Raw genomic sequence first — 20225 nt, forward strand, 5'->3', positions numbered from 1 at the left:
CGGAGATGGGCAAGATTTCGTGTCGCCGGAAAGAGGTTGTCGTCAAAGGCAACCGCAGAGCAGCTCAGGGGGCCTCACCGGCCAACTTGATTGACGCCAAACGGCCAAGGGGCTTGACGCGAGACAGGTCGCAGAGCGGCGATTCGCTGGCGGCTGCAGCGGGCGATCCCGGCGGCGTTCGTGCCGGAGCTGGCGGTGGCGGTGTGAGGGGGGAGCGCCCTGCGGCTCAACGTGCCGTAGATCCCCCTGATTCCCGAAGAATCCTCATCGCATCGTGGGCAACGACAATCGCAATCCCCTTGTGGCTGCCCAAGACCAGCAGGTCGTCATCGCCGGAGACGATCAGATCAGCATGTCCGGCGATGGCCGCAGCCAAGACCTGATCGTCGTCCGGATCCCGGCTGACGGTGCCCCCTAGATCAGCAGGGTCCACGCGCTCCACCAGAGCGGCATAGCCATCAAACAGATCGGCAACCGACACGCCAAGTCGCTGAATCAGTTCCCTGAACTTTCTGCGCTGCAGAACACCTTCCAACTCGGCGAGCAAAGGAACGGTGCTGATCAACTGAACCCGCCCCAAGACGGCTGCATCGATGAGCTGCCCGGGGACTCCCTTCCAGATCAGGCCGGAGATGGCCGTGTTGGTATCAAGAACCAGCCACAAGCCGCTGACCCTTGCGGTACGCGCTGATCTGCTGGTTGATCTCCTCCCGTGTCATGGCCTCGGGTGGCTTGGTGGCAAGAGCAGCCCTGGCTTCGACAAAGCGAGAGAGTCGGTCAGCGGCCAGCTTGTCCCGCAGCAGGCGCTCGATCGCCTCGGGCGCCAACAGACCAGCTCCGCTGGCCTCCGCCGCCAGCGCATCAGGGAGATTGATCTCGATGGTGGTCAAGGGTGCACCCCAACCATGGATCGCTCTGAGGTTAGCCGGCATCTCCACCCAGAGGCCGCACCTGAGGCCATCGCCGCCGCCACCACCGCCGCCGCGTCCCCCCACCGGCCAGAGAACCGTCCACAACAAATCGTGCGGCTCCCGGGTGTTGCTCTACCGCTGAGGGGAAGCCTGCGGCTACCTGCGGAAATACCGCTGGCTCGCCTTTGCCCGCTAAGGGAGCCACGAGAGCGAGCGGGTCTGGTTCGCCTGAGAATGGCGATCAGCTGGCGGTGGCGGTGTGAGGAGGCCGCGAAGCTTCGTCACAGAGGCCAGCTCCATGCCGCCTAGCCTGAACGCAGGTGAGGGAGTGAGACCGGGATGAGCTACCGCATCCGGCTGATGGAAACGGAAGAAGGCTGGTCGGTGAGCTGTCTTGACCTGCCCGGCTGCCACTCCAAGGGAGCCAACAGGGACGAAGCACTGGCGAACATCCGCGAAGCGATTGCCCTCTGGCTGGAAGTGGAAGCGGAGGAGGGTGGCGTGCGCAGCGTAGAGACGATGGAACTCGCCATCTGATGCCGCGGCTGCCGGGAATCAGCCAGAAGGAGGCCGTGAGGGTGTTTCTGAAGCTGGGGTATCGAATTGTCCGCGAGTCAGTCCAGGCATGACCCCATCAACGCCATCACCATGGGCGCGATTGCGCGCGATGCAGGACTGACCCCTGCTCAGTTCCGTGAGCTTCTGTGAGCCTTCAACGGTGCACAATCCGGACTGGAGGTGGCGGTGTGAGGGAAACCAGGGCTCCGTTAGCCTGACCCCATGGACACTGTTGCCCCGCTGCTGCCCTTGCTGGCCGATCGGCTGGAGCCGCTCAGCCACCTGTGCGACCGCTTCGGCGTCGATCGGCTGGAAGTGTTCGGCTCGGCGGCGAAGGGCCTGTTTGACCCTGCCAGCAGTGACCTGGACTTCATCGTGCAGATGACGGGCCAACGGGAACCGGGCTACGCCAGGCGCTTCTGTTCCTTCGCCGATGAATTGGAAGCCCTCTTCGGCCGTCCGGTGGATCTCTTGACGGAATCCATGATCCACAATCCCTATTTCCGCAAAGACGTGGACGCCTCACGCCGGCTTCTCCTGGAACTCTGAAATGCAAAGGGAGGCGCTGAAACGCCTGCTTGACGCCTTTGAGGCCATCGAGGCGATTGAGCGCTTCATCGAGAACTGCACGCTTGATCACTACCTGGGCAATGATCTGATCCAATCAGCCGTGGAACGTAAGTTCGAAATCATCGGAGAGGCTCTCAAGCGGGCCCTTGAAGCTGATCCCAGTGTGCTCGCTATCATTCCCGATCTACGCCGCATCGTTGGAACATGGAACAGAATCATCCATGTGTACGAAGCCGTGGATCAGCTGATTCTCTGGGATTCGATCCAGAATGACCTGCCTGGCCTGAGAAGCTCTCTATTGGCTGCGTTGGACAAGGATCCTCCCATTCCTTAGCCATTGAGCTGTACTCATCCAACGCCTCGATGTGTTTCTCCACCCGCTACAATGGGTACGCCATCTCCCCGCTGGAGTTCCACTGGGCAGCGCTACATCCACTACGCCGAGCGCGGCAGCAAGGTGCTTTTCTTATTTCGTGAGGAGAACAAGCGCTGCGGGGTGACGCTGCCCTTTCTGTGCCTGGGCTTTGCCGAGTATGTGAGCCACGAAGGCGAGCGTCCGATGGCGATCCGCTGGCGGCTGCAGAGGGCGATACCTGCGGCGTTCGTTCCGGAGTTGGCGTTGGCGGTTTAGCGTGTGCGGAACTCCTCAGCGCACGACAGGCCTGGAGTGCCCATGCGTCTTGCCGAGCTGCAGCAACTGGCCCCCAGCTCCATAAGCTGCTCGCTCGCCATGGCGCCAGTAATCCGGCGGTGTTCGGCTCCGTGGCGCGGGATCAGGCTTCGCCCAGCAGCGATGTGGATCTGCTCGTGGACCTTCCGGCCGGCGCCAGCCTGTTCGACCGTGTCGAGCTGAAATCGGCTCTGGAGGATCTGCTGCTGACCCGGGTGGATCTGATCCGCCGCCGCAACCTCAAGCCCGAACTCAAAGCCACGGTGGAAGCCGAAGCCATCCCCCTGTGATGGACGCGAGAGATCGCCAGGCTCTGATCGATATCAGGGATGTGCTGGATCGGGCTCACGGGTACCCGATCAACAACGAAGAGACATTCCTCGCAAAGGATTAGCTCCAGGATGGCGTGATCCGTTGTCTTGAGATTCTTGGCGAGGCCACCAAGCGTCTCAGCCCCGAATTCCGTCGTCTTCACCCCGATCTGCCCTGGCGGGCCATGGCAGGGATGCGAGATGTGTTGATTCACGCCTACGACCAGGTGGATCTCGAAGAGGTCTGGAAGGCCTAACAGCGCTTCGCGGAGATCCGTCGCAAGATCGACGGCATCCTCAATCAGAGCTGAGGACGCCAGCCACCGCGAAGGCGTGCTCTGGCGCCAGCCCAGTGCCACCGATCTTCTGTTCATCACCCTGCGCACAAGCGAAGCCCTCTTCTCCCCCTCCACCCACTCCCGCGACCTGGCCCTCGGCCCCTCCCTGTTCCACTGGGAGAGCGGCAGATGGCGATCCGCTGGCGGCTGGGGCGGCAGATTCAGGCGGCCCAGTCCACCAGTTGCAGCCCATCGACGCGGCTGAACTCGCTGACGTTGTGGCTCACCACGGTGGCGCCGATCGCCAGGGCGTGACAGGCGATCCAGAGGTCGTTGGCGCCGATCGGTGTGGCACGGCGCTTCAAGGCGGTGGCCTGATCGGCGTAGTGCTCGCAGACTCCCGGTCCCCGGGGATAGAACACCTGCACCAATCGCGTCAGGGCCTCCAGCTGCTGCAGGGTGGCCTCCCGCCGCTGACTGCCCTCTGCCCCACGCAGCAACTCGGCCCAGGTGATGAACGACATGGCGATGGTGTCTTCATCGCTGAGGGAATCGATGCGCTCGGCCACCTGGGGCGGACGGTTCTTGCTCAGAACGATGAGGATGTTCGTATCGAGCAGGTAGATCACAGGGCTTCCCGTTCCTGCACCTGCAGCTTGTCGGCCTGCTGTTGCTCCAGCGCCTCCAGGAAGTCGGCATCAAACCCACTGAGCGCCTGCAACAGGGCTTGTCCCCGCTGGCTGGGACAGGGGTGAATGAGCAGATCACCCTCCGGAGTGCGGCTGATATGCACGCGATCGGTGCCGAGGCGAAACTCCGCGGGAATGCGAACGGCCTGGCTGTTGCCGTTCATGAACACGCGGCTGGGCAGGACGTCCACAGGACAACTCCTCACGTGTGTACGCCATAGTGTATACGGAGTCGGCTCAGGACGAACAGCTGTAGTGGGACACCCCTCCAGCGTTGAAGAATTCCCTGGGCTTCAGACGGCCGTACGTCGTCTTCACCTCCGCTGATGGCTCGTCGTAGGGATGGCTGAACACCTCCTGCAGCTCCCTGACCAGGCTGGTATCCCCTTGCGCAGCCCGTTCATAGGCCGGTGCGATCAGCCATTCGCGCCAGGTGATGGCTGGATTTACGCGTTTCAGCGCTGCGGAGGTCTTGCGGGGGTCGCCGCTGCTGGTGACCTGATTGCGCCAGCGCTCCAACCAGTGAGTCCATTGCCCATCGAGCTGCTCTGAGCTGGGCACGTAGAAGCTCTCTTTCATGGAAGAGAGTTGCTCGGGGATGTCCGACAACCTGCGGAAGAAGATCGTGTAGTCCACCTTGGAGAGCACCATCAGCTGCAGCAGCTCGTTCACCAGCGTGGCGTCGTAGTGGCTGAGGCCGAGCTTGCTGGCCCACATCGCCTCGATCTCCTGCTGCATCGCGCCTGCGAAGCCGTCCCGGATCTGATCCAGCTGAGCCAGGGCCTCTGTGTTGTCCTCGAGCAGCAGCCGGAGGGCGGCTAAGAACATCTGGTAGTTGGCTTCAGCAGCAGCCGGTTGGTTGAAGAAGCAGAAATGCTCGCCGCCCCCGGTCCAGGGCTGAAACCGGGGATCGAACATTTCGCAGAATCCGAAGGGGCCGTAGTCGAGGGTGTAGCCCCCTGCCGCACAGTTGTCGCTGTTGAAATTGCCCTGGCAGTAGCCAACCCGCATCCAGTTCGCCACCAGTGCGGTGAGCCGCGTGCGGAACAATCCCGCCAACTCCACCACCTGATCGCTGAACTCCAGTCCCGGGTCAATCTCCGGCCGGTAGTTCCGCTCGATCAGGTGCGCCGCGATCATCTGCAGCTCGTTCAGCGCACCCGGATGGGCATCGCTGCGGGCGCGACGGGCAAACAGCTCCAGCTGGCCGACCCGCAGAAAGGACGGCGCCACCCGTGTGGTGATCGCCGCAGGGTTGTCCACCAGGATGTCGGGATCGAACGACCTGGAGTTCGGGGAGTACCAGGGCCTGCGGACGGTTTCGGATCGGGACACATAGAGGGTCAGGGAGCGTGAGGTGGGAACCCCCAGGGCGTGCATGAACTCCTGCGCCAGAAACTCACGCACGCTGGAGCGGAGCACGGCGCGTCCATCGGCCCCGCGGCAGTAGGGCGTCGGGCCACCGCCTTTGAGTTGCATCTCCCACCGCTTGCCGTTGAAGACGCCTTCGAAGACGGAAATGGCCCGTCCATCGCCGTAGCCGTTGCCGGTGCCGAACGGGCACTGCTGGTTGTATTCGGTGCCGTAGATCGAGAGGGCATACCCGGTGGCCCAGCCATACGGTCGCATCGGCTCCCGCGCCACGCTGATGTCGCCTGAAAACAGACGGCGGAACTGGTCGCCATGGGCCAGCTCATCGCTGAGGCCCAGTTCGTTGAACAAGGTTCTGCTGTGCGCCACGACCTCCGGCGCTGGAATCGGGGTTGGCGTCACCGGCACGTAATGACCGGAGAACACCTGGCGGGGCTGGTGATCGTGGCCATCGCCGGTTGCCTGAGGATCCGCATTCAGCGAATCCATCAGCGAATAGTCGGCCCGTTGGGCAAACTCAGCGAAGCTTGTGGTTGTGGGCGATTCGAACGCACTGGAGGTGGCTGGCATGGGGCCGATCGTCACGGGTCTCTCGGGTTCTGGGCTTGCCGGGGCATGGCCCTGACGCTTAGGTCATCATCCCTACCTTGGGGGTTACCCCGATTCCGTGGACAGCAGCCAGGTGGGAACATCCCATTTCGCTCTGCAGATCTGGCCGCCCCTGTCGTCTGACCCCATGGGCTTCCGCTTTCGCCGCTCCGCCCGCCTGGGCCCGCTGCGCTTCAACGTCTCTGGCGCTGGGCTGCTGTCTCGTGCCCTGCAGCATCACTGGGCCTGGATTGTTGATCGCTCATCCCTGATCCGACGCTCCGCCTGAATCCTGCTGCGGGGTCGCTCAGCTTGACCCTGCCCTTCCGCATCACAGCCCCGACCCTGGACGACCTTCAGCACGAGGCCCGCGAGGCCCGGATCGAGCACCTGGGACCGGCCCATTGCACCGATCGGGCGCGGGTGCGCCGCTGCCCAGGCCCTGCGCTGAGCTGGGATGCCCAAGCCAGAGGTCACGGCCACGACAGGTTCGATTGTGCTGGTCGCCGATGATCCGGCCGCACTGGCTCGGTTCCACGGCGCTCTGCTCGACGTGGAGCCGCAGCCGGGTTCCAGCAGAACGCACTGGCGCGTGCCATGGCCTGCCGGTGGTTGGCTGGAGGTCTACGCCCCTGGAGCTGGGCGCCTCCGAGCAGGATGCACGCGTCAGGAACCATTCGGGGCAGAAGCCTGGTTGCTGGATCCGGAGGGCAACCGCCAGCTATTGCTGTTGCCTGCAGGGTGAAGCACCCCCCTGCCCCTGGTTCGGCACCACGGCTCAGCCCAGGCCACCCAGACGGATCAGGGCACCCACCACCACAAAGGCGATCGCCAGGGCGGTGAGGCCCAGCGGCTCGAAGGTTTCTTCAAACGTGCGGATCGCTCCTGCGCTCCGCTCCCGCAGCGCCTTGGGCAGCACCCCCAGGTCGAGCACCAGATTGCCCACCCGTCCAGTCCGTGGCTGCGAGGGCATGGACGATCACCAGCAGCGGGAAGACGGACACGGCAGCACCGGGGGGATCTCCACCCACGATGGGAGCAATCAAAAGGGGCCGACCGTGAAGGTGATCGTGGATCTCTGTGTGGTGCCGATCGGCGTGGGTGTGCACCTGGCCCCCTACATCGCCGCCTGCGAAACGGTGCTCACCGAGGCGAGTCTGAAGATCCAGCTGCACCCCAACGGCACCGCCATAGAAGGCGAATGGGCGCCGGTGTTCCAGGCGATCGAGGCCTGCCATCAGGCGGTGCACGCCATGGGCTGCCCCCGCGTATACACAACCGTGAAGATCAACACCCGCACCGACAGGGACCAGACGCTGGAGGACAAGGTGGCAAGCGTTGAGGCGCTGCTCCAACAACTGCCGGAAAGGGACCAATGAGAAGCCAGGGCTAGGGCCGGTTGCCTTGCTTGTCAGTACGGCAAGCCGATCCAACCCAGCGCCGCCGGCTCCAGAGTGGGTTCAGTTCCGCTGTGGAAGAAGAGGCCATGACCACGACCCTCGAAAAACCAACTGTTCTGAAGTGCGCCTGCCCAGGGTGCAACTGCACGGTGCAACCGGAGACACCTTTCCGCAGCGGCGCTTTGCTGTTCTGCAGCAACGCCTGCGCCAAGGGGCACCCCAATGGCGAGCCCTGCCACGCCGGCTGCGGCTGCGAATGCCAGGGCTGAGCCTTGAAGGCCTGGTGTGGTGGAGAAGCTGAGCAACTCGATCCTGCTGGCTGCGGCAGATCCAGCTGCCCTTGCAGCGTTCTATGCCGCCTTGCTACAGGTCGAGGTGACACCCGGCCTGGGCCCATCCCATTGGCGGGTGCCCTGGCCCGCTGGCGGCCGGCTGGCCCTTTGCCTCCAGCGGTCCTCGGAGGGGAGAGATCGGTTGGCGGTGCTCAACGCCTGGCTTGAGGCCTCCGCCGGGCTGGGAGCAGAGCTGGTGGATCCGGACGGGAACCGGCTGCTGCTGCTGCTGCTGCTGGTCAGCTGAGCCATTCCGCCAGGTTGGAGTAACGCCGGCGGCCCAGGTGGTTCTTCACGGCCATCGCCAGGGCCTTCTCTGGCCCACCAGATCGCGCTGCAGCATCGCGTCGTGCTGGGTGAGCAGCGGGATCACCACGGCGGGGTATTCGCTGCCCTGGCTCTTGTGGATCGTGCAGGCGTAGCCGGTCAAGAGGTAGTCGAGTTCGCCCGGGGGTTCTGGGACACGAAAGACACCCCAACCCCCTTGCCAGATCAGGCGGCGGCCTTGGCTGGCCGGCTGCACACTGAATGGTGGGCCAGCGGCCCGTGTCGTACGCCTGAGCCCGATGTCCGCACCGATGGTTGCCGCCAGCACCCCCATCAGCGTGGAGCTGGAGCAGGGAAAGGAGTACTTCTATTGCGCCTGCGGCAGGTCGGCCGGCCAGCCCTTCTGCGACGGCTCCCATCAGGGCACAGCGTTCAGCCCCCTGGCCTTCGTGGCCGAAACGAGCAGCAGGGCCGTGCTGTGCCGCTGCAAGCAGACCGCCACCCCGCCCTACTGCGACGGCAGCCACAGCCGGGTGCCGGCCGATCGGGTCGGAACGGCCTACAGCGTCGTCTCTGACGCCAACGGGCCCGAACCTGACGACGCAATGCCGACGCCCCATCCCACGCCGGAAGAACCCAACGTGGTGCTGATCCACGAGCTGGCCGAACATGGCCTCGATCGGGTGGGCCCCGAGGGGACGCTGGCGGCCATGGGTGTGCCGCGCTCCCAGCTGCCTTGCTGGGATGACATCCAGATCCTGGTGGCCCAGCTGGCCCGCCAGCCCCTGCCAAGCGAGGCGGTGGTGGGCACCGAGCTGGTGATCGGCCCCCAGGCACGGCGACCCCTGCGACTGGAGATCCCCCTGCTGGTCTCCGACATGAGTTTCGGGGCCCTCTCCGAGGAGGCAAAGCTGGCCCTGGCCACAGGAGCTGAGCGAGCCGGGACGGGGATCTGCTCCGGGGAAGGGGGGATGCTGCCACAGGAGCAGGCCGCCAACCGCCGCTATCTCTTTGAACTGGGTCCGGCCCGGTTCGGCTACCGGGAGGAGCTGCTGCCTCGCGTGCAGGCCTTCCACTTCAAGGCCGGCCAGGCCGCCAAGACCGGCAGCGGCGGCTACCTGCCGGCCACCAAGGTGACCGCCCGCATCGCCGCGATCCGTGGCATCCCCGAAGGCCAGCCGATCCACTCACCTCCCTCGTTCGTCGATCTCCATACCCCGGGCGATTTCCGTGCCTTCGCCGATCGGGTGCGGGAGCTGACCGGCGGCATCCCGGTGGGTTTCAAGCTCAGTGCCCAGCACATTGAGGCCGACCTGGACTTCGCCCTCGAGGCCGGCGCCGATTACCTCATTCTCGATGGCCGCGGCGGCGGCACCGGCGCCGCTCCCCTGCTGCTGCGCGATCACATCGCCGTGCCCACCATCCCTGCCCTGGCAAGGGCCCGGGCCCACCTCGACCGCCGGGGCGCCAGCGGCCGCGTCACATTGATCGCCACCGGCGGCCTGCGCACCCCGGCCGACTGCGTCAAGGCCCTTGCCCTGGGGGCCGACGGGGTCGCCCTGGCCAATGCGGCGATCCAGGCGATCGGCTGTGTCGGCGCCAGGATCTGCCACACCAACCGCTGTCCGGCGGGCATCGCCACCCAGGATCCGCAGCTGCGCCGTCGGTTGGAGGTGGAGCATGCAGCCCAGCGGCTGGAGCGGTTCCTGCACGCGGCGGTGGCGCTGATGCAGGTGCTGGCACGAGCCTGTGGCCACGACCATCTGCGCGGTTTCTCCAGGAACGACCTGGCCAGCTGGCACCGGGAGGGGGCGGATCTGGCCGGCATCGCCTGGAGCGGGTCGGCCACCGAAACGGCGGCGTCTATCCGCGGATGCATCAGCACCACGGTGGCCTCCAGGGTCCAGCTGGGCTAGGCCAGAAGATTATTGGCGGCAAGCTCGAATGACTCGCGGTAGTCCTCGACCAGGGCCTGGTGGATCTGCGCGAGGTCAGGCATGGGAAAGGGTCTGCACGACAGAGCCCGGTGACAAGGACACCGGGCTCTGAAGGAGTTTTTTCATGGGGGCGGAGTGGCTGACGCTGGCACCTGGGGCCAGGGTTCCAGTGGGGCTTTCCCATGGGTCCGGGGCACCTGAGGCGAGGCCGTTAACGGTGCAGTGGACGGCGGCGGAACACACACAGCGGTGTCACACGCCAGGGAAGCCAGAGATCCGATGAGAGTGGTGGAGCAGGGGCCGGATCATCAGCGCTCCTGACGCCTGCCCTGGGGGAGTGTCATCCATCAAAGGGCCTCCGAATCCGGTACCTGAACGATCGGACGGCCAGAGGGCAGGTGCAATCGGGGTTTATGCCTGAGGGCTTGATGCCGGCGCTGCCTGGTGGAACTGGATCAGCTCAGGCCAACGCCCAACCGTGAAGCGATCCAAGATCTGTTGATGACGAACAAGCCCCCCACCCACAGCGAGCGCTACGACGAGGCCCTGCTCTGGACCGCCCGGCTGCACCGCAGCCAGGCCCGTAAAGACAAGCCGGTGCCCTACATCTCCCACCTGATCGCCGTGAGCGGTCTGGTCTGGGAAGACGGGGGCACAGAAGATCAGGCGATCGCCGGCCTGCTGCACGACTCCATTGAGGATGCCGGCCAGAGCCAGGCCTCGATCGCCGAGCGCTTTGGGGAAGTGGTGGCCGGCATCGTGGTGGACTGCACCGACACCGCCGAGGGCCTGACCGGCGTAGGCAAAGAACCCTGGCTGGTGCGCAAGACCCGCTACGTGGCCTCGCTGGAGCACAAGAGTGAGACCTCGCTGCTGGTGACGGCCGCCGACAAGGCCCACAACGCCCGCGACCAGGTGCTTGATGCCCGTCGAAACGCCCACAGCTGGGATCGATTCAAGGCGGGGCTCGATGGCACGGCCTGGTACCTGCTACGGATCCACCAGACGCTCAGCCACCGACTGTCCGCCAGCCGCTCCACCGAGCTGCTCGGGGAGGCCGTGAAGGAGATCCTCGCCAGTGAGGCCTACCGGCGGATCGTGCCCAACGGGATTGCCCCGGCGGTGTGGGCGGCGGGCTATCTGGAGCGCCCGGAGACGCATCGGAGCAGATCGGCTCATGGCGGCTGAGGCCTCCACCTCCGTGCCGCGGTTGATCGACGGTCCAGGCGCCGCGCTTGCGACCGTGCTGCTGGCCCATGGGGCCGGTGCACCGATGGACAGCCCGTTCATGGCGGCGATTGCCGGCGGACTGGCGCAGCAGGGCTGGCGGGTGGTGCGCTTCGAGTTCCCCTACATGGCTCGGATGCGCGAAACCGGCCGCCGCCAGGGGCCCGACCGGATGCCGGTGCTGCAGGAGTCGTTCCGCCAGCAGGTGCGGCTGGAGATGGCGGATCAACCGGGCCAACCGGTGTTCATCGGTGGCAAGTCGATGGGCGGACGGGGGGCCAGCCTGCTGGTTGATGGGCTGAACGCCTGCGATGGGGTGCCCGGCTGTCTGTGCCTGGGCTATCCCTTCCACCCACCTGGCAAGCCATTGCAGATGCGCACCGAGCACCTGGTCGCCTTGCGGACGCCAACCCTGATCCTGCAGGGGGAGCGGGACAGCTTTGGGCGCCGCGAGGAGGTGGAGACCTACAGACTCTCGCCGCAGGTGCAGCTGCGTTGGATCCCCAGCGGTGACCACAGCTTCAAGCCCACCCGCAGCTCAGGCCTCAGCGAGGCGGAGAACTGGGCCACGGCGGTGGCCTTGGGCGATCAGTTCCTGCGGCAGTTGCTCAGCGGCTGAACCCTGGCCTCCCACCCACTGCAGCGGCTGGGCCTGGGCAGCTCGATTCACCAGAGGCAACAGCAGAGGCAAGAGGCGGCCAGACCTGCCATGCTGTCCTCAGAGTCAGACTCTTGGAGGTGAAAACCATGAAAGTCACCGTCGAGCTGTCCGAAACGGAGATGGCCGAAATCCAAGATCTCACGGGCGAGCGCAAGAAGGGCCCAGCGATCCGCCGGCTGATGGAGGAGGCGTTGCAGCAGCGACGCCGCGCCCAGATCGCCCAGCGCTTCCTCAGCGGCGAATGGGGCGTGGAGCTGGAGAGCTTTGAGGCTGACCAGGAGCGCGAGCGCCAGCGGGACCAGGCGTTCGCCCCATGACGCTGCTGCTCGACACCAGCCTCTGGGTCGACTTCACCCGGGCCCGCAGCCCGGCCCCGCTGAAGCAGTTCATCGCACCCTTCGTGCTGGACCCCGCGGCCCACCTGGCGGAGCCGGTGCGCTTCGAGGTGCTCCGCTCCGCCCGGCCCGAGGAGGCCCGCCAGCTGGAGGTGCAATTCGACGCCCTGCCCTGCCTGCCCACCCCCACGGATCTGTGGCAGCGGGCGATCAGCCTCGGCCAGTCCTGCCGCCAGGTCGGCCGAACCGTGTTGAGCCTGGATCTGCTGGTGGCCGCAGTGGCCCTCCACCACAACGCCGTGCTGGTGAGTTTCGACGCCGACTTCGAAGCCATCGCGATGGTGAGCGAGTTGCGCCTGCAGCGTCTGGAGCGCCCCGCTTGATCGATGGCCCCGACGCCGTGGCTTCCTACGCCTTGAGCCAACCCCGGGCCTTCGCCAACCTGGCCGCTTCCTGGGCCGCCTCCTCGCAGCGATGGGCCCGGCGTTTGGCGTCGTCCTGGCTCTGGGGGCGGAGCTGGTAGGCCTCCATCACTTCCGGCGGTTCGATCACGGCCAGCAGGCCCTGGGTTCGGCTGCCGATGGAGGGATCCGTAAGCAGGCGAGTGATCAGGTTCAGCTCCCACAGCTGCAGGCCGGCGGAGCCAGGCGCGAACAGCTGCTCCATCAGCACACCCAGGCACCCCTGCTTGAAGGCGTCGAGCTGGCCGGGCCGGAAGCGGCGGCTATTGGGCAGACCCTCCGCCCACCGGCTGCTCGGCCGCCAGGCCCAAGCAAGCTGAATGGCGAGCGCGGCGCTCCGCAGTCTGAACGTCTACATGAGCAAAGCCGCCGCCCATAATGCCGAGTCCATCCGCCGCCGTCACGCAATGGTGGAACGGCAGATTGCCCATCGCGGCATCTCTTCCCCACGCGTGCTCGACGCGATGCGCCGTGTGGAGCGCGAGGCCTTCCGGCCACAAGAGCTGCGCAAATTCGCCTACGACGACACACCGCTGCCGATCGAGGCGGGCCAGACAATCACGCAGCCCTATCCGCGATGGTTCACTCCACCGGCACCTGCACGGCGTCGCTGGCGGCAGCGGAGGCCGCCTTCTTGGGGATGGTGACGGTGAGTTGCCCTTCCTTGGCCGCAGCCTTGAGGGCTGTGGCATCGGCATTCTCAGGCAGGGAGAAGCTGCGGGTGAAGCTGCCGTAAAAGCGCTCGACACGGTGGAAGTGCTTGTTGTCCTCCTCTTTTTCCTGTTTACGATCGCCCTGAACGGTGAGGACGCCGTTCTCGACGGTCACCTTGAGGTCGTCCTTGGCAACGCCCGGAATGTCCGCCTTGATCACATAGGCCGTGTCAGATTCGCTGATGTCGACGCGGGGGTTCCAGTCAATGGCGCCCAGCAGGGACTGGGAACGGCTGGACGCCCCGTGAAGGGAGCGGCTGAACAGCTCTTCAATCTCCCTCATGGGGTTCCAATGGATGAGGGCCATGACCAGGTTTGCGGGTTGACATACAGAAAATCTATGCACACCAGCAGGGGTGGAGGGTCATCGTTAACTAATGTGTTGGCCAACCATGACCGGCTGCAAAAGGTTAAGAAAAGCCAGCTATTGCCGGCAATTGAGTTAACCTGGGATGAAGATGTATTCAGTATCCGCGGCAAACACCGAGTCAACCCGCCACCGTCACGAGATGGTGGAACGGCAGATTGCCCATCGCGGCATCTCTTCCCCACGCGTGCTCGACGCGATGCGCCGTGTGGAGCGCGAGGCCTTCCTGCCACAAGAGCTGCGCGAATTCGCCTACGACGACACACCGTTGCCGATCGAGGCGGGCCAGACAATCACGCAGCCCTACATCGTGGCGCTGATGGCCGAGGCGCTGCTGCTGAAGGGCGAGGAGAAGGTGCTTGAAATCGGCACCGGATCGGGATACGCGGCAGCGGTGCTCTCAAGGATCGCGAAAACGGTCTACACCGTGGAGCGCTACGGGCAGCTCGCGAGCCAGGCAGCCGAGACGCTCGCCTCGCAGGGGTTCAGCAACGTGCACGTGCTGCAGGGAGACGGCACGCTCGGCTGGCCCGAGCAGGCGCCGTTCGACGCGATCATCGTGGCCGCCGGCGGTCCAGAGGTGCCGCGGTCGCTCAAGGACCAGCTGAAGATCGGCGGCCGGCTCGTGATCCCGGTGGGTGCGGATCGGCGCCTGCAGGAACTGCTGCGGATCACCCGGCTCTCCGAAACCGACTACACAACCGAGGAGCTGCTCGACGTTCGCTTCGTGCCGCTCGTCGGCGAGCAGGGCTGGGCGCCCGAGCGGCCTGATCATCAGCCGCTCCCCTCAGGCCGTGCCGATCAGGCGATGGTCGACGACCGCGGGATCACCCGCTTGATCACCGCTGCCTGCGAACCGTTCACCGACATCGACTCGGTCGACCTGGCGCCGCTGCTCGGACGGATCGGCGAAGCACGGGTCGTGCTGATCGGCGAGGCGTCGCATGGCACCTCGGAGTTTTACCGCATGCGGGCGCGGATCACGCGGGAGCTGATCGAACGCAAAGGATTTTCGTTCGTGGCGATCGAGGGCGACTGGCCGGATGCGGCCCGCGTCGATCACTACGTGCGCCATGCGGAAGTTCCGCCCTCGGAGTGGTCCGCGTTTGCCCGCTTTCCCACCTGGATGTGGCGCAACGCCGAGACGCTTACGTTCGTCGACTGGCTGCGGGCCCACAACGCTGCCTTGGAGCCCGCCCAGCGCGTGGCGTTCCGAGGGCTTGACCTGTACAGCCTCTACAGCTCGATCCGCTCGGTTCTCGATTACCTCAAGGACATCGACCCACAGACGGCGCAGGTGGCAGAGCTGCGCTACGGGTGTCTGACGCCATGGGAGGCGGAGCCGGCCACCTATGGACATGCCGCGATCACCGGCAGCTATCGGAGTTGCCAGGCGCCGGTCGTTGCCGTCCTGAAGGACCTGCTGAGGAAGGAACAGGCCTACGCCGAACACGATGGCGAGCGCTTTCTCGACGCCGCCCAGAACGCCCTGCTCGTCTCCAACGCCGAGCAGTATTACCGGATCATGTACTACGGCTCGCGGACATCGTGGAACCTGCGCGACCGGCACATGTTCGACACCCTGATGAACCTGCTGCACCATCACGGCCCCGAGAGTCGTGGCATCGTGTGGGCGCACAACTCCCATGTCGGCGATGCCAGCGCCACCGAGATGTCGAGGCGAGGCGAATACAACATCGGCCAGCTCTGCAGGCAGCAGTTCGGCCATGCCGCCTTTGCCATCGGCTTTGGCACGCACGGTGGCAGCGTCGCTGCTGCAACGGACTGGGACGGCCCGATGCTCATCAGGAGCGTGCGTCCGTCGCTGGAGCAGAGCTATGAACGTCTGTGCCACGAGAGTGGCGCACCACGGTTCCTGCTGCCTCTGCGGCAGCCCGCCTCCCTGGCGCTGGGCAAAGCGCTGATGAAGCCACGGCTCGAACGGGCGATCGGCGTGATCTACCGCCCCGAGACTGAACTTCAGAGCCACTACTTCCAGGCCGTGCTGCCGCGACAATTCGACGAGTACATCTGGTTCGACCAGACCCATGCCGTCACGCCACTCGCAACCGCGGAACTGAAGGGGTTGCCGGACACCTATCCGTTCGGCTTGTAAGGGTCAATCGCCATGGCGCTGGCGAGGCACCCGCTTGTGCAGGGGATCGTCCCAGGTGAAGGCACCAGGCTCCAGATCGAGGGCGTCGGAGTGGGTGTCATCGGGGCTGGGCACGACCGTAGATCCCCGTCAGCACGGTTTCCGCCAGGGCATGCGTGCCCATGGCGGCACGAACCTCGGGCGCTGTCGCTCCGGCCGGCAAGGCCAACCTGAGATCGAGGGCCCAGAGGGTGAAGCGGTAGCGATGGGGCGGGCCGGGGGGAGGCATCGGCCCGTGATACCCGAGGCGACTGAAGGAGGTCACGCCCCAGCAGCGGCCCTGCCTGGAGCCTATCTCCAGGGTTGGGCTGCGGGGGAGGCCCGCTGGGAGCTCGTGAACGTCGGCAGGGATGTCGAACAGCACCCAGTGCACCCAGAGCCCGGCCGGGGCATCGGGATCGTCCAGGATCAGCACGTAGGAACGGGTCCCCTCCGGAGCTCCGCTCCAGCGGAGGGCCGGGGAGAGGTCAAGGCCATCCCCGGTGTGGATCTGCGGAATCCACTCCCCTTCAACAAAGGCAGGGCTCACCAGGCGCATGGCCAATTCAGTCGATGCGGCCTGGGGGGGACTCGACACCCGAGGCGCTCTCGAGTTCGGCCTCTGTCAGGCCGGCGGCAACGACCGCTTCGGCATCCTCCAGCGGCGGGGGTTCACCGGTGAGTTCTTCCCTCAGGTCCTGGAGCGTGCGATCCGGCGACTCGGATGCGTCCTCGTCTTCGTCGAGGGACCGTGGGAGCGTCGAACGCATGGCAGGCAGGGGGGGAAGGGGCGATCGGAGGGATCTACCAGAACCGTACCTACGATGGCCATCCCCGGCAGGGTCCCTGTAGGGATGGCATGCATCCGCCCCATCCTCCTGTGGCTAGGAAAGGGAAGCTTCAGCAGGATGCCGTGAACCACTCCACCGCTGGCGAAGGGGAGGTCGTCCTCCAGTCAGCTGGCGCGGAGCTGGCCGGCCTCCTGACGCTTCCGGATCCGGCAGCCGGACTGGTGGTCTTCGCCCACGGCAGCGGCAGCAGTCGCTTCAGCCGCCGCAACCGCTACGTGGCAAGCGTGCTGGTGGAGGCAGGGCTGGCCACGCTCCTGTTCGATCTGCTCACCGCAGCCGAGGAGCGGATCGATGAGCTGGACCGGTCGTTGCGCTTCGACATCCCCCTGCTCAGCCGGCGCCTGATCGGGGCCATCGACTGGGTGGGGAGGCAACCGGAGCTGAACGGCCTGCCGATCGGACTGTTTGGCGCCAGTACCGGCGCCGCTGCAGCGATCGCCGCGGCAGCGGCACGGCCCGATCCGGTGGGAGCCGTGGTGTCCCGCGGTGGGCGTCCCGATCTCGCCCCCGAGGCCCTGCCGCTGGTGGGCAGTCCAACGCTGTTCCTCGTCGGTGCTCAAGACGTCGAGGTGCTCCAGCTCAACCGCCAGGCCGCCGCACAGCTGATCGCCCCCCATGCGCTTCAGCTGGTGCCGGGGGCCACCCATCTGTTCGAGGAGCCCGGCACCCTGGAGCAGGCCGCCCACCTGGCCCGCGACTGGTTCCTCCAGCACCTGGCCGTGGCCAGGCCCTGAGCGGTTCCTGATCCCTCACGCCCACCCTTCAAGCCATGGCTGACAGACCTCCTCTCTGGACCAACCGCCACCAGGCAGGTCTCGCTCTGTCGGACGCCTTCACCGATCGCCTTGGCCTCGGCCATGACACCACCCTGCTGGCGCTGCCGAGGGGGGGTGTGCCGGTGGCGGCGGCGATGGCCTCCCGCCTGGGGCTGCCACTGACGACCTGGTCGGTGCGCAAGATCGCCGATCCCGCCTGGCCGGAGCTGGCGATCGGTGCGGTGGCCGCCGGTGGGGTGGTGGTCTGGCGCGACGGGGAGGGCGCCAGCCGTCGGGCGACCACCGCGACGATGCACGGTTGGCTGCGGGCGCAGCAGCAGGAACTGAGGCGCCGGCAAGTGCTCTTCGGGGACCCGCCGGCTGAGCAGTTGCGAGGCCGTCATCTGATCGTGGTGGACGACGGCATCGCCACCGGCATGACCGTGAAGGCGGCCCTGCTCTCCCTGCGCAAGCTCGAACCAGCCTCGCTGGGTCTGGCGGTGCCGGTGGTCGATCGCAACGTCGCCGCAGAGCTGAGCCCGTTGGTGGATCGGTTCGTGGCCCTGGCCGTCGTCGACGATCTCGAAGCCGTGGGTCTGTGGTACCAGCACTTCGAGCAGCTAGACGACGAGCAGGTTCTGGCCCTGTTGAACCAGCAGCCCCCTGCAGGGGAATAGGTGCTGCCTGATGTCTCCACCAGGACAAAAGAGCAATAAGTTGAAATTGAGGAGCGATATCCTAAAGGGTTCTCTCTTCAACAGGAATCCGAGACCATTTCCCGGCAGCACAGAGGAGGTGATGAGATTGGAAATCTGCCCTACATGGCACCGCACCGTTGCCATCACAAGTGGAAGAATCCTGGGCTGTAGTACCAAGGTGGTGCATGGATGCCGATGAGGTCAAGCCTGGAGCAGCATCGTGGGCGTAGCCGCGGCGGCAGGAAGCGAGGACTGCAGGGAGAAGGAAAGCTCAGTCTTTCTCGCCTGCTTGAAGCTCCATAGGGTTTTACCCGCGGCGTCCTGCAACAGCAGGCTGTGCTTGTCAATGCTCCAGCGCCGCACCTTTTCAAGTGCCGCTGTAAACCGCCGCCCAAACTCCATCGTTTCGTCAGGGCAGGCCATCATCGTGGCCGCCACCTTCCCGAACCGGAGCGACTCGCCTTCCAACTGCACAGCGCCCATCAGCCGGTTGCAGCCACCGCTGCCCGAGAAGCGCGGCTGATCGGGCTCCAGCAGCAGTTCGGCCCCCCGGCCCGATGGCCCATCGGAGGGCACGGTCTGATCCCCGAGGCGCAGCAGCCGCCAGCGGGTTCCCCGCAAGGGCGAGATGGGGAGACCGGGGGACTGAGCCGTGGCAGTTGGTGGGCAGACTTTGCCGGGCAAGACGTTCACGAATTTCTCCACCACCAGGGTGCGGCCTGGGGGTTGACCTGCTTCAATCGAAGGCCTCTGGGTGATCAGCCCATCCAGGTGGACCAGAAGCGGTTGGCCGGGCTTGTCGGCCGGACGGGCCTTCAGGTAGGCCCGCTCCAGGGCGAGGTAGTCCTTCTCCATCGCGACCGGCAGACGCTGGCCGTTGGCGCAGAGGCGGATGGTGGCGGCATCGGCCAGATAGGTGAACATTCCCTGCAGATGCAGCCTGGGGTCGATCGGCGCAGCCTTGGCCAGTCGGTAGAGGCGGTCGTTGTGGCGTGAATCGATCGGCTTGCTGGTCCGATCAAGCTTGCGCAGGGTGGCGCCCCCGTCGATCGGCTGCAGGAACAGAGGTGCTTCACGGCCGCCGCGCAGCTCCAGCCGCTTGGTAGGGGTATCCAGTCGCCAGCGGCCAATGTCATCGAATCGGTTGCGGGGCAAGCGATCCAGGAAGGTCTGCCGCAGCTGGTAGGTGCCGTCGGGCGCCAGGTCCAGGTGCCATCGCGTGGCGCCGCCGGCAGCGGGGATGTCGCCCTGCCAGCTGGCCGGCAAGGCACCCAGCGCGGCTGATCTGGAGGCCCCGGCCGCTGAGCCACCGCCGCCGACCTTCACCATCAGCAGCTCCACCGGCCGGTTGCGGCCATCGAACACCGGAGTGATGCGATCAGTGCTGAACAACAGCTGCTGGCCGCGATCCCGCACCGTGGCGCGAACCGTGTAGCGACTGCGTGAGGTCATAGTCCTGTCTGGATCGGTGATCGAGAAGCGGAATGGGGCATCCGCCAGGCTGATGTCTTCAGGCACAACCTCGAAGACGGCATCAGGTGGCAGAGCGATCCGCTCGCGGTAGGTGGCGGTGCCTGAGAGGGTGCCCGCCATGGCGGGGGCAGCCAGCATCACCAGGCTGGCGGCCAGGCCCGCGGGCTCCACAACGAAACGCAGCGGAAACAGCATGAAGATGGTCTGTACTGCCGACGGTTTGGGAGTGCAAACTGCCATGACATCTGATGAAAGGGCGAGCGGCTTCCATTCCAGCGATGGGCGCAGCGTTTGGCATCGTCCTGCCCCTTGGCGCGGAGCCAGTAGGCCTCCAGCCCCAGGCCGGGTGTCGCCGTAACCTCCAGCAGGGCGACTTAAAACGCCGCGAGGGCCGCAGGATCTGCCGCGGCCAGCAGGATCGAGTTGCTCAGCTTCTCCACCACACCAGGCCTTCAAGGCTCAGCCCTGGCATTCGCAGCCGCAGCCGGCGTGGCAGGGCTCGCCATTGGGGTGCCCCTTGGCGCAGGCGACACTGCAGAACAGCAAGGCGCCGCAGCGGAACGGTGTTTCCGGTTGCACCGTGCAGTTGCAGCCTGGGCAGCAACAGCCCGAACGCATGGCGTTGATGAAGCATGTGCTCAACATGTGATCATATTCACGATGATTGT

33 protein-coding genes are annotated in these 20225 nt (G+C 65.7%); 19 read left to right on the forward strand and 14 right to left on the reverse strand.

The window, feature by feature from the left end; translation table 11 throughout:
- Positions 1 to 226 precede the first annotated feature (226 nt).
- Together KBY66_RS12315 and KBY66_RS12320 are read right to left on the reverse strand one after the other, a co-directional pair.
- Positions 227 to 664: a putative toxin-antitoxin system toxin component, PIN family gene (locus tag KBY66_RS12315; RefSeq protein ID WP_255089864.1), complete on the reverse strand. Its 438-nt coding sequence runs from the start codon at positions 662 to 664 to the stop codon at positions 227 to 229.
- Positions 648 to 1016, reverse strand: coding sequence for a hypothetical protein (locus KBY66_RS12320; protein WP_255089866.1), 369 nt, complete (start codon positions 1014 to 1016; stop codon positions 648 to 650). The genes KBY66_RS12315 and KBY66_RS12320 overlap by 17 nt, the downstream gene beginning before the upstream one ends.
- A 234-nt stretch (positions 1017 to 1250) precedes the next feature.
- On the opposite strand from KBY66_RS12320, the gene KBY66_RS12325 reads away from it, so the two are divergent.
- The 6 genes from KBY66_RS12325 (at position 1251) to KBY66_RS12350 (ending at position 3277) form a co-directional block, all read left to right on the forward strand.
- Positions 1251 to 1448: a type II toxin-antitoxin system HicB family antitoxin gene (locus tag KBY66_RS12325; RefSeq protein WP_255089868.1), complete on the forward strand. Its 198-nt coding sequence runs from the start codon at positions 1251 to 1253 to the stop codon at positions 1446 to 1448.
- Between the two features lie 243 nt (positions 1449 to 1691).
- Positions 1692 to 2018: a nucleotidyltransferase family protein gene (locus KBY66_RS12330; RefSeq protein WP_255089869.1), complete on the forward strand. Its 327-nt coding sequence runs from the start codon at positions 1692 to 1694 to the stop codon at positions 2016 to 2018.
- Position 2019: 1 nt separating this feature from the next.
- Positions 2020 to 2373, forward strand: coding sequence for a DUF86 domain-containing protein (locus KBY66_RS12335; RefSeq protein ID WP_255089871.1), 354 nt, complete (start codon positions 2020 to 2022; stop codon positions 2371 to 2373).
- 51 nt (positions 2374 to 2424) lie between these two features.
- Positions 2425 to 2670: a hypothetical protein gene (locus KBY66_RS12340; RefSeq protein WP_255089873.1), complete on the forward strand. Its 246-nt coding sequence runs from the start codon at positions 2425 to 2427 to the stop codon at positions 2668 to 2670.
- Between the two features lie 119 nt (positions 2671 to 2789).
- Positions 2790 to 2999: a nucleotidyltransferase family protein gene (locus KBY66_RS12345; protein ID WP_255089875.1), complete on the forward strand. Its 210-nt coding sequence runs from the start codon at positions 2790 to 2792 to the stop codon at positions 2997 to 2999.
- 116 nt (positions 3000 to 3115) lie between these two features.
- The gene (locus KBY66_RS12350; protein ID WP_255089877.1) at positions 3116 to 3277 is read left to right on the forward strand and encodes a DUF86 domain-containing protein; all 162 of its coding nucleotides are present in this window, start codon (positions 3116 to 3118) and stop codon (positions 3275 to 3277) included.
- A 242-nt stretch (positions 3278 to 3519) separates the two neighbouring features.
- On the opposite strand, the gene KBY66_RS12355 is transcribed toward KBY66_RS12350, so the two are convergent.
- Genes KBY66_RS12355 through KBY66_RS12365 form a run of 3 tightly spaced genes read right to left on the reverse strand, consistent with a single transcriptional unit; the run spans position 3520 to position 5928 of the window.
- The gene (locus KBY66_RS12355; RefSeq protein ID WP_255089879.1) at positions 3520 to 3927 is read right to left on the reverse strand and encodes a type II toxin-antitoxin system VapC family toxin; all 408 of its coding nucleotides are present in this window, start codon (positions 3925 to 3927) and stop codon (positions 3520 to 3522) included.
- A complete protein-coding gene (locus KBY66_RS12360) occupies positions 3924 to 4178 on the reverse strand; it encodes an antitoxin (protein ID WP_255089880.1) in 255 nt (84 codons plus the stop codon). The genes KBY66_RS12355 and KBY66_RS12360 overlap by 4 nt, the downstream gene beginning before the upstream one ends.
- A 46-nt stretch (positions 4179 to 4224) precedes the next feature.
- Positions 4225 to 5928 carry a protein adenylyltransferase SelO gene (locus KBY66_RS12365; protein ID WP_255089881.1) on the reverse strand — a complete coding sequence of 568 codons (1704 nt, stop codon included), beginning with the start codon at positions 5926 to 5928 and terminating at the stop codon, positions 4225 to 4227.
- A 97-nt stretch (positions 5929 to 6025) separates the two neighbouring features.
- Here KBY66_RS12365 and KBY66_RS12370 point away from each other — a divergent pair, with 97 nt between their 5' ends.
- A complete protein-coding gene (locus tag KBY66_RS12370; RefSeq protein ID WP_255089882.1) occupies positions 6026 to 6235 on the forward strand; it encodes a hypothetical protein in 210 nt (69 codons plus the stop codon).
- A 489-nt stretch (positions 6236 to 6724) separates the two neighbouring features.
- On the opposite strand, the gene KBY66_RS12375 is transcribed toward KBY66_RS12370, so the two are convergent.
- Complete coding sequence (locus KBY66_RS12375) at positions 6725 to 6919, reverse strand: hypothetical protein (protein ID WP_255089883.1); 195 nt, start codon at positions 6917 to 6919, stop codon at positions 6725 to 6727.
- 85 nt (positions 6920 to 7004) lie between these two features.
- Between KBY66_RS12375 and KBY66_RS12380 the strand changes: the two genes are divergently transcribed.
- The 3 genes from KBY66_RS12380 (at position 7005) to KBY66_RS12390 (ending at position 7925) form a co-directional block, all read left to right on the forward strand.
- Positions 7005 to 7325 (forward strand): MTH1187 family thiamine-binding protein, encoded by a 321-nt coding sequence (locus KBY66_RS12380; RefSeq protein ID WP_255089942.1) that lies wholly within the window; start codon positions 7005 to 7007, stop codon positions 7323 to 7325.
- A 107-nt stretch (positions 7326 to 7432) separates the two neighbouring features.
- Positions 7433 to 7615: a metallothionein gene (locus KBY66_RS12385; RefSeq protein ID WP_255089884.1), complete on the forward strand. Its 183-nt coding sequence runs from the start codon at positions 7433 to 7435 to the stop codon at positions 7613 to 7615.
- Between the two features lie 16 nt (positions 7616 to 7631).
- Entirely contained in the window at positions 7632 to 7925 is a 294-nt protein-coding gene (locus KBY66_RS12390; RefSeq protein ID WP_255089885.1) for a VOC family protein, read from the forward strand.
- A 45-nt stretch (positions 7926 to 7970) separates the two neighbouring features.
- Here KBY66_RS12390 and KBY66_RS12395 read toward each other — a convergent pair whose 3' ends face one another.
- On the reverse strand, positions 7971 to 8201 hold the full coding sequence (locus KBY66_RS12395; RefSeq protein ID WP_255089886.1) for an ATP-binding domain-containing protein: 231 nt from the start codon (positions 8199 to 8201) through the stop codon (positions 7971 to 7973).
- A 43-nt stretch (positions 8202 to 8244) separates the two neighbouring features.
- On the opposite strand from KBY66_RS12395, the gene KBY66_RS12400 reads away from it, so the two are divergent.
- The 5 genes from KBY66_RS12400 to KBY66_RS12420 all read left to right on the forward strand — a co-directional run bounded on the left by KBY66_RS12400 (position 8245) and on the right by KBY66_RS12420 (position 12488).
- Positions 8245 to 9861, forward strand: a complete 1617-nt coding sequence (locus tag KBY66_RS12400) for a glutamate synthase-related protein (RefSeq protein ID WP_255089887.1) — start codon at positions 8245 to 8247, stop codon at positions 9859 to 9861.
- A 522-nt stretch (positions 9862 to 10383) separates the two neighbouring features.
- Positions 10384 to 11070, forward strand: coding sequence for an HD domain-containing protein (locus KBY66_RS12405; RefSeq protein WP_255089888.1), 687 nt, complete (start codon positions 10384 to 10386; stop codon positions 11068 to 11070).
- Positions 11060 to 11728, forward strand: a complete 669-nt coding sequence (locus KBY66_RS12410; RefSeq protein WP_255089890.1) for an alpha/beta family hydrolase — start codon at positions 11060 to 11062, stop codon at positions 11726 to 11728. Before KBY66_RS12405 ends, KBY66_RS12410 begins: the two co-directional genes overlap by 11 nt.
- Positions 11729 to 11856: 128 nt before the next feature.
- On the forward strand, positions 11857 to 12087 hold the full coding sequence (locus KBY66_RS12415) for a hypothetical protein (RefSeq protein ID WP_255089891.1): 231 nt from the start codon (positions 11857 to 11859) through the stop codon (positions 12085 to 12087).
- On the forward strand, positions 12084 to 12488 hold the full coding sequence (locus tag KBY66_RS12420) for a PIN domain nuclease (RefSeq protein ID WP_255089892.1): 405 nt from the start codon (positions 12084 to 12086) through the stop codon (positions 12486 to 12488). Before KBY66_RS12415 ends, KBY66_RS12420 begins: the two co-directional genes overlap by 4 nt.
- Before the next feature lie 25 nt (positions 12489 to 12513).
- On the opposite strand, the gene KBY66_RS12425 is transcribed toward KBY66_RS12420, so the two are convergent.
- Entirely contained in the window at positions 12514 to 12771 is a 258-nt protein-coding gene (locus KBY66_RS12425; RefSeq protein ID WP_255089893.1) for a hypothetical protein, read from the reverse strand.
- 202 nt (positions 12772 to 12973) lie between these two features.
- On the opposite strand from KBY66_RS12425, the gene KBY66_RS12430 reads away from it, so the two are divergent.
- The gene (locus KBY66_RS12430; RefSeq protein WP_255089943.1) at positions 12974 to 13213 is read left to right on the forward strand and encodes a protein-L-isoaspartate O-methyltransferase family protein; all 240 of its coding nucleotides are present in this window, start codon (positions 12974 to 12976) and stop codon (positions 13211 to 13213) included.
- Here the strand turns inward: KBY66_RS12430 and KBY66_RS12435 are convergent.
- A complete protein-coding gene (locus KBY66_RS12435; RefSeq protein ID WP_255089894.1) occupies positions 13149 to 13562 on the reverse strand; it encodes an Hsp20/alpha crystallin family protein in 414 nt (137 codons plus the stop codon). The genes KBY66_RS12430 and KBY66_RS12435 overlap by 65 nt on opposite strands.
- Positions 13563 to 13737: 175 nt before the next feature.
- Between KBY66_RS12435 and KBY66_RS12440 the strand changes: the two genes are divergently transcribed.
- Entirely contained in the window at positions 13738 to 15762 is a 2025-nt protein-coding gene (locus tag KBY66_RS12440) for a protein-L-isoaspartate(D-aspartate) O-methyltransferase (RefSeq protein WP_255089944.1), read from the forward strand.
- A gap of 3 nt (positions 15763 to 15765) precedes the next feature.
- Here the strand turns inward: KBY66_RS12440 and KBY66_RS12445 are convergent, their stop codons facing one another.
- Genes KBY66_RS12445 through KBY66_RS12455 form a run of 3 tightly spaced genes read right to left on the reverse strand, consistent with a single transcriptional unit; the run spans position 15766 to position 16550 of the window.
- Entirely contained in the window at positions 15766 to 15876 is a 111-nt protein-coding gene (locus KBY66_RS12445; protein WP_255089895.1) for a DUF3175 domain-containing protein, read from the reverse strand.
- The gene (locus KBY66_RS12450; protein ID WP_255089896.1) at positions 15860 to 16330 is read right to left on the reverse strand and encodes a YbhB/YbcL family Raf kinase inhibitor-like protein; all 471 of its coding nucleotides are present in this window, start codon (positions 16328 to 16330) and stop codon (positions 15860 to 15862) included. The genes KBY66_RS12445 and KBY66_RS12450 overlap by 17 nt, the downstream gene beginning before the upstream one ends.
- 16 nt (positions 16331 to 16346) lie before the next feature.
- Entirely contained in the window at positions 16347 to 16550 is a 204-nt protein-coding gene (locus KBY66_RS12455; protein ID WP_255089898.1) for a hypothetical protein, read from the reverse strand.
- A gap of 143 nt (positions 16551 to 16693) precedes the next feature.
- On the opposite strand from KBY66_RS12455, the gene KBY66_RS12460 reads away from it, so the two are divergent.
- Both KBY66_RS12460 and KBY66_RS12465 read left to right on the forward strand, forming a co-directional pair.
- Positions 16694 to 17365 (forward strand): dienelactone hydrolase family protein, encoded by a 672-nt coding sequence (locus KBY66_RS12460; RefSeq protein ID WP_255089900.1) that lies wholly within the window; start codon positions 16694 to 16696, stop codon positions 17363 to 17365.
- 35 nt (positions 17366 to 17400) lie between these two features.
- Entirely contained in the window at positions 17401 to 18063 is a 663-nt protein-coding gene (locus KBY66_RS12465; RefSeq protein WP_255089901.1) for a phosphoribosyltransferase, read from the forward strand.
- 222 nt (positions 18064 to 18285) lie between these two features.
- Here the strand turns inward: KBY66_RS12465 and KBY66_RS12470 are convergent, their stop codons facing one another.
- On the reverse strand, positions 18286 to 19752 hold the full coding sequence (locus KBY66_RS12470) for an META domain-containing protein (protein WP_255089902.1): 1467 nt from the start codon (positions 19750 to 19752) through the stop codon (positions 18286 to 18288).
- 264 nt (positions 19753 to 20016) lie between these two features.
- Complete coding sequence (locus tag KBY66_RS12475; protein ID WP_255089904.1) at positions 20017 to 20202, reverse strand: metallothionein; 186 nt, start codon at positions 20200 to 20202, stop codon at positions 20017 to 20019.
- Positions 20203 to 20225: the final 23 nt, after the last annotated feature.

It is taken from the genome of Synechococcus sp. Tobar12-5m-g (assembly GCF_024345415.1).
Classification (GTDB): domain Bacteria; phylum Cyanobacteriota; class Cyanobacteriia; order PCC-6307; family Cyanobiaceae; genus Regnicoccus.

Coding starts and splice junctions, on each gene's coding strand:
- KBY66_RS12325 (WP_255089868.1), top strand. CDS start 1,251: ATGAGCTACCGCATCCGGCTGATGGAAACGGAAGAAGGCTGGTCGGTG.
- KBY66_RS12330 (WP_255089869.1), top strand. CDS start 1,692: ATGGACACTGTTGCCCCGCTGCTGCCCTTGCTGGCCGATCGGCTGGAG.
- KBY66_RS12335 (WP_255089871.1), top strand. CDS start 2,020: ATGCAAAGGGAGGCGCTGAAACGCCTGCTTGACGCCTTTGAGGCCATC.
- KBY66_RS12340 (WP_255089873.1), top strand. CDS start 2,425: ATGGGTACGCCATCTCCCCGCTGGAGTTCCACTGGGCAGCGCTACATC.
- KBY66_RS12365 (WP_255089881.1), bottom strand. CDS start 5,928: ATGCCAGCCACCTCCAGTGCGTTCGAATCGCCCACAACCACAAGCTTC.
- KBY66_RS12375 (WP_255089883.1), bottom strand. CDS start 6,919: ATGCCCTCGCAGCCACGGACTGGACGGGTGGGCAATCTGGTGCTCGAC.
- KBY66_RS12385 (WP_255089884.1), top strand. CDS start 7,433: ATGACCACGACCCTCGAAAAACCAACTGTTCTGAAGTGCGCCTGCCCA.
- KBY66_RS12400 (WP_255089887.1), top strand. CDS start 8,245: ATGTCCGCACCGATGGTTGCCGCCAGCACCCCCATCAGCGTGGAGCTG.
- KBY66_RS12405 (WP_255089888.1), top strand. CDS start 10,384: ATGACGAACAAGCCCCCCACCCACAGCGAGCGCTACGACGAGGCCCTG.
- KBY66_RS12410 (WP_255089890.1), top strand. CDS start 11,060: ATGGCGGCTGAGGCCTCCACCTCCGTGCCGCGGTTGATCGACGGTCCA.
- KBY66_RS12415 (WP_255089891.1), top strand. CDS start 11,857: ATGAAAGTCACCGTCGAGCTGTCCGAAACGGAGATGGCCGAAATCCAA.
- KBY66_RS12420 (WP_255089892.1), top strand. CDS start 12,084: ATGACGCTGCTGCTCGACACCAGCCTCTGGGTCGACTTCACCCGGGCC.
- KBY66_RS12425 (WP_255089893.1), bottom strand. CDS start 12,771: ATGGAGCAGCTGTTCGCGCCTGGCTCCGCCGGCCTGCAGCTGTGGGAG.
- KBY66_RS12430 (WP_255089943.1), top strand. CDS start 12,974: ATGGTGGAACGGCAGATTGCCCATCGCGGCATCTCTTCCCCACGCGTG.
- KBY66_RS12435 (WP_255089894.1), bottom strand. CDS start 13,562: ATGAGGGAGATTGAAGAGCTGTTCAGCCGCTCCCTTCACGGGGCGTCC.
- KBY66_RS12440 (WP_255089944.1), top strand. CDS start 13,738: ATGTATTCAGTATCCGCGGCAAACACCGAGTCAACCCGCCACCGTCAC.
- KBY66_RS12455 (WP_255089898.1), bottom strand. CDS start 16,550: ATGCGTTCGACGCTCCCACGGTCCCTCGACGAAGACGAGGACGCATCC.
- KBY66_RS12465 (WP_255089901.1), top strand. CDS start 17,401: ATGGCTGACAGACCTCCTCTCTGGACCAACCGCCACCAGGCAGGTCTC.
- KBY66_RS12470 (WP_255089902.1), bottom strand. CDS start 19,752: ATGCTGTTTCCGCTGCGTTTCGTTGTGGAGCCCGCGGGCCTGGCCGCC.
- KBY66_RS12475 (WP_255089904.1), bottom strand. CDS start 20,202: ATGTTGAGCACATGCTTCATCAACGCCATGCGTTCGGGCTGTTGCTGC.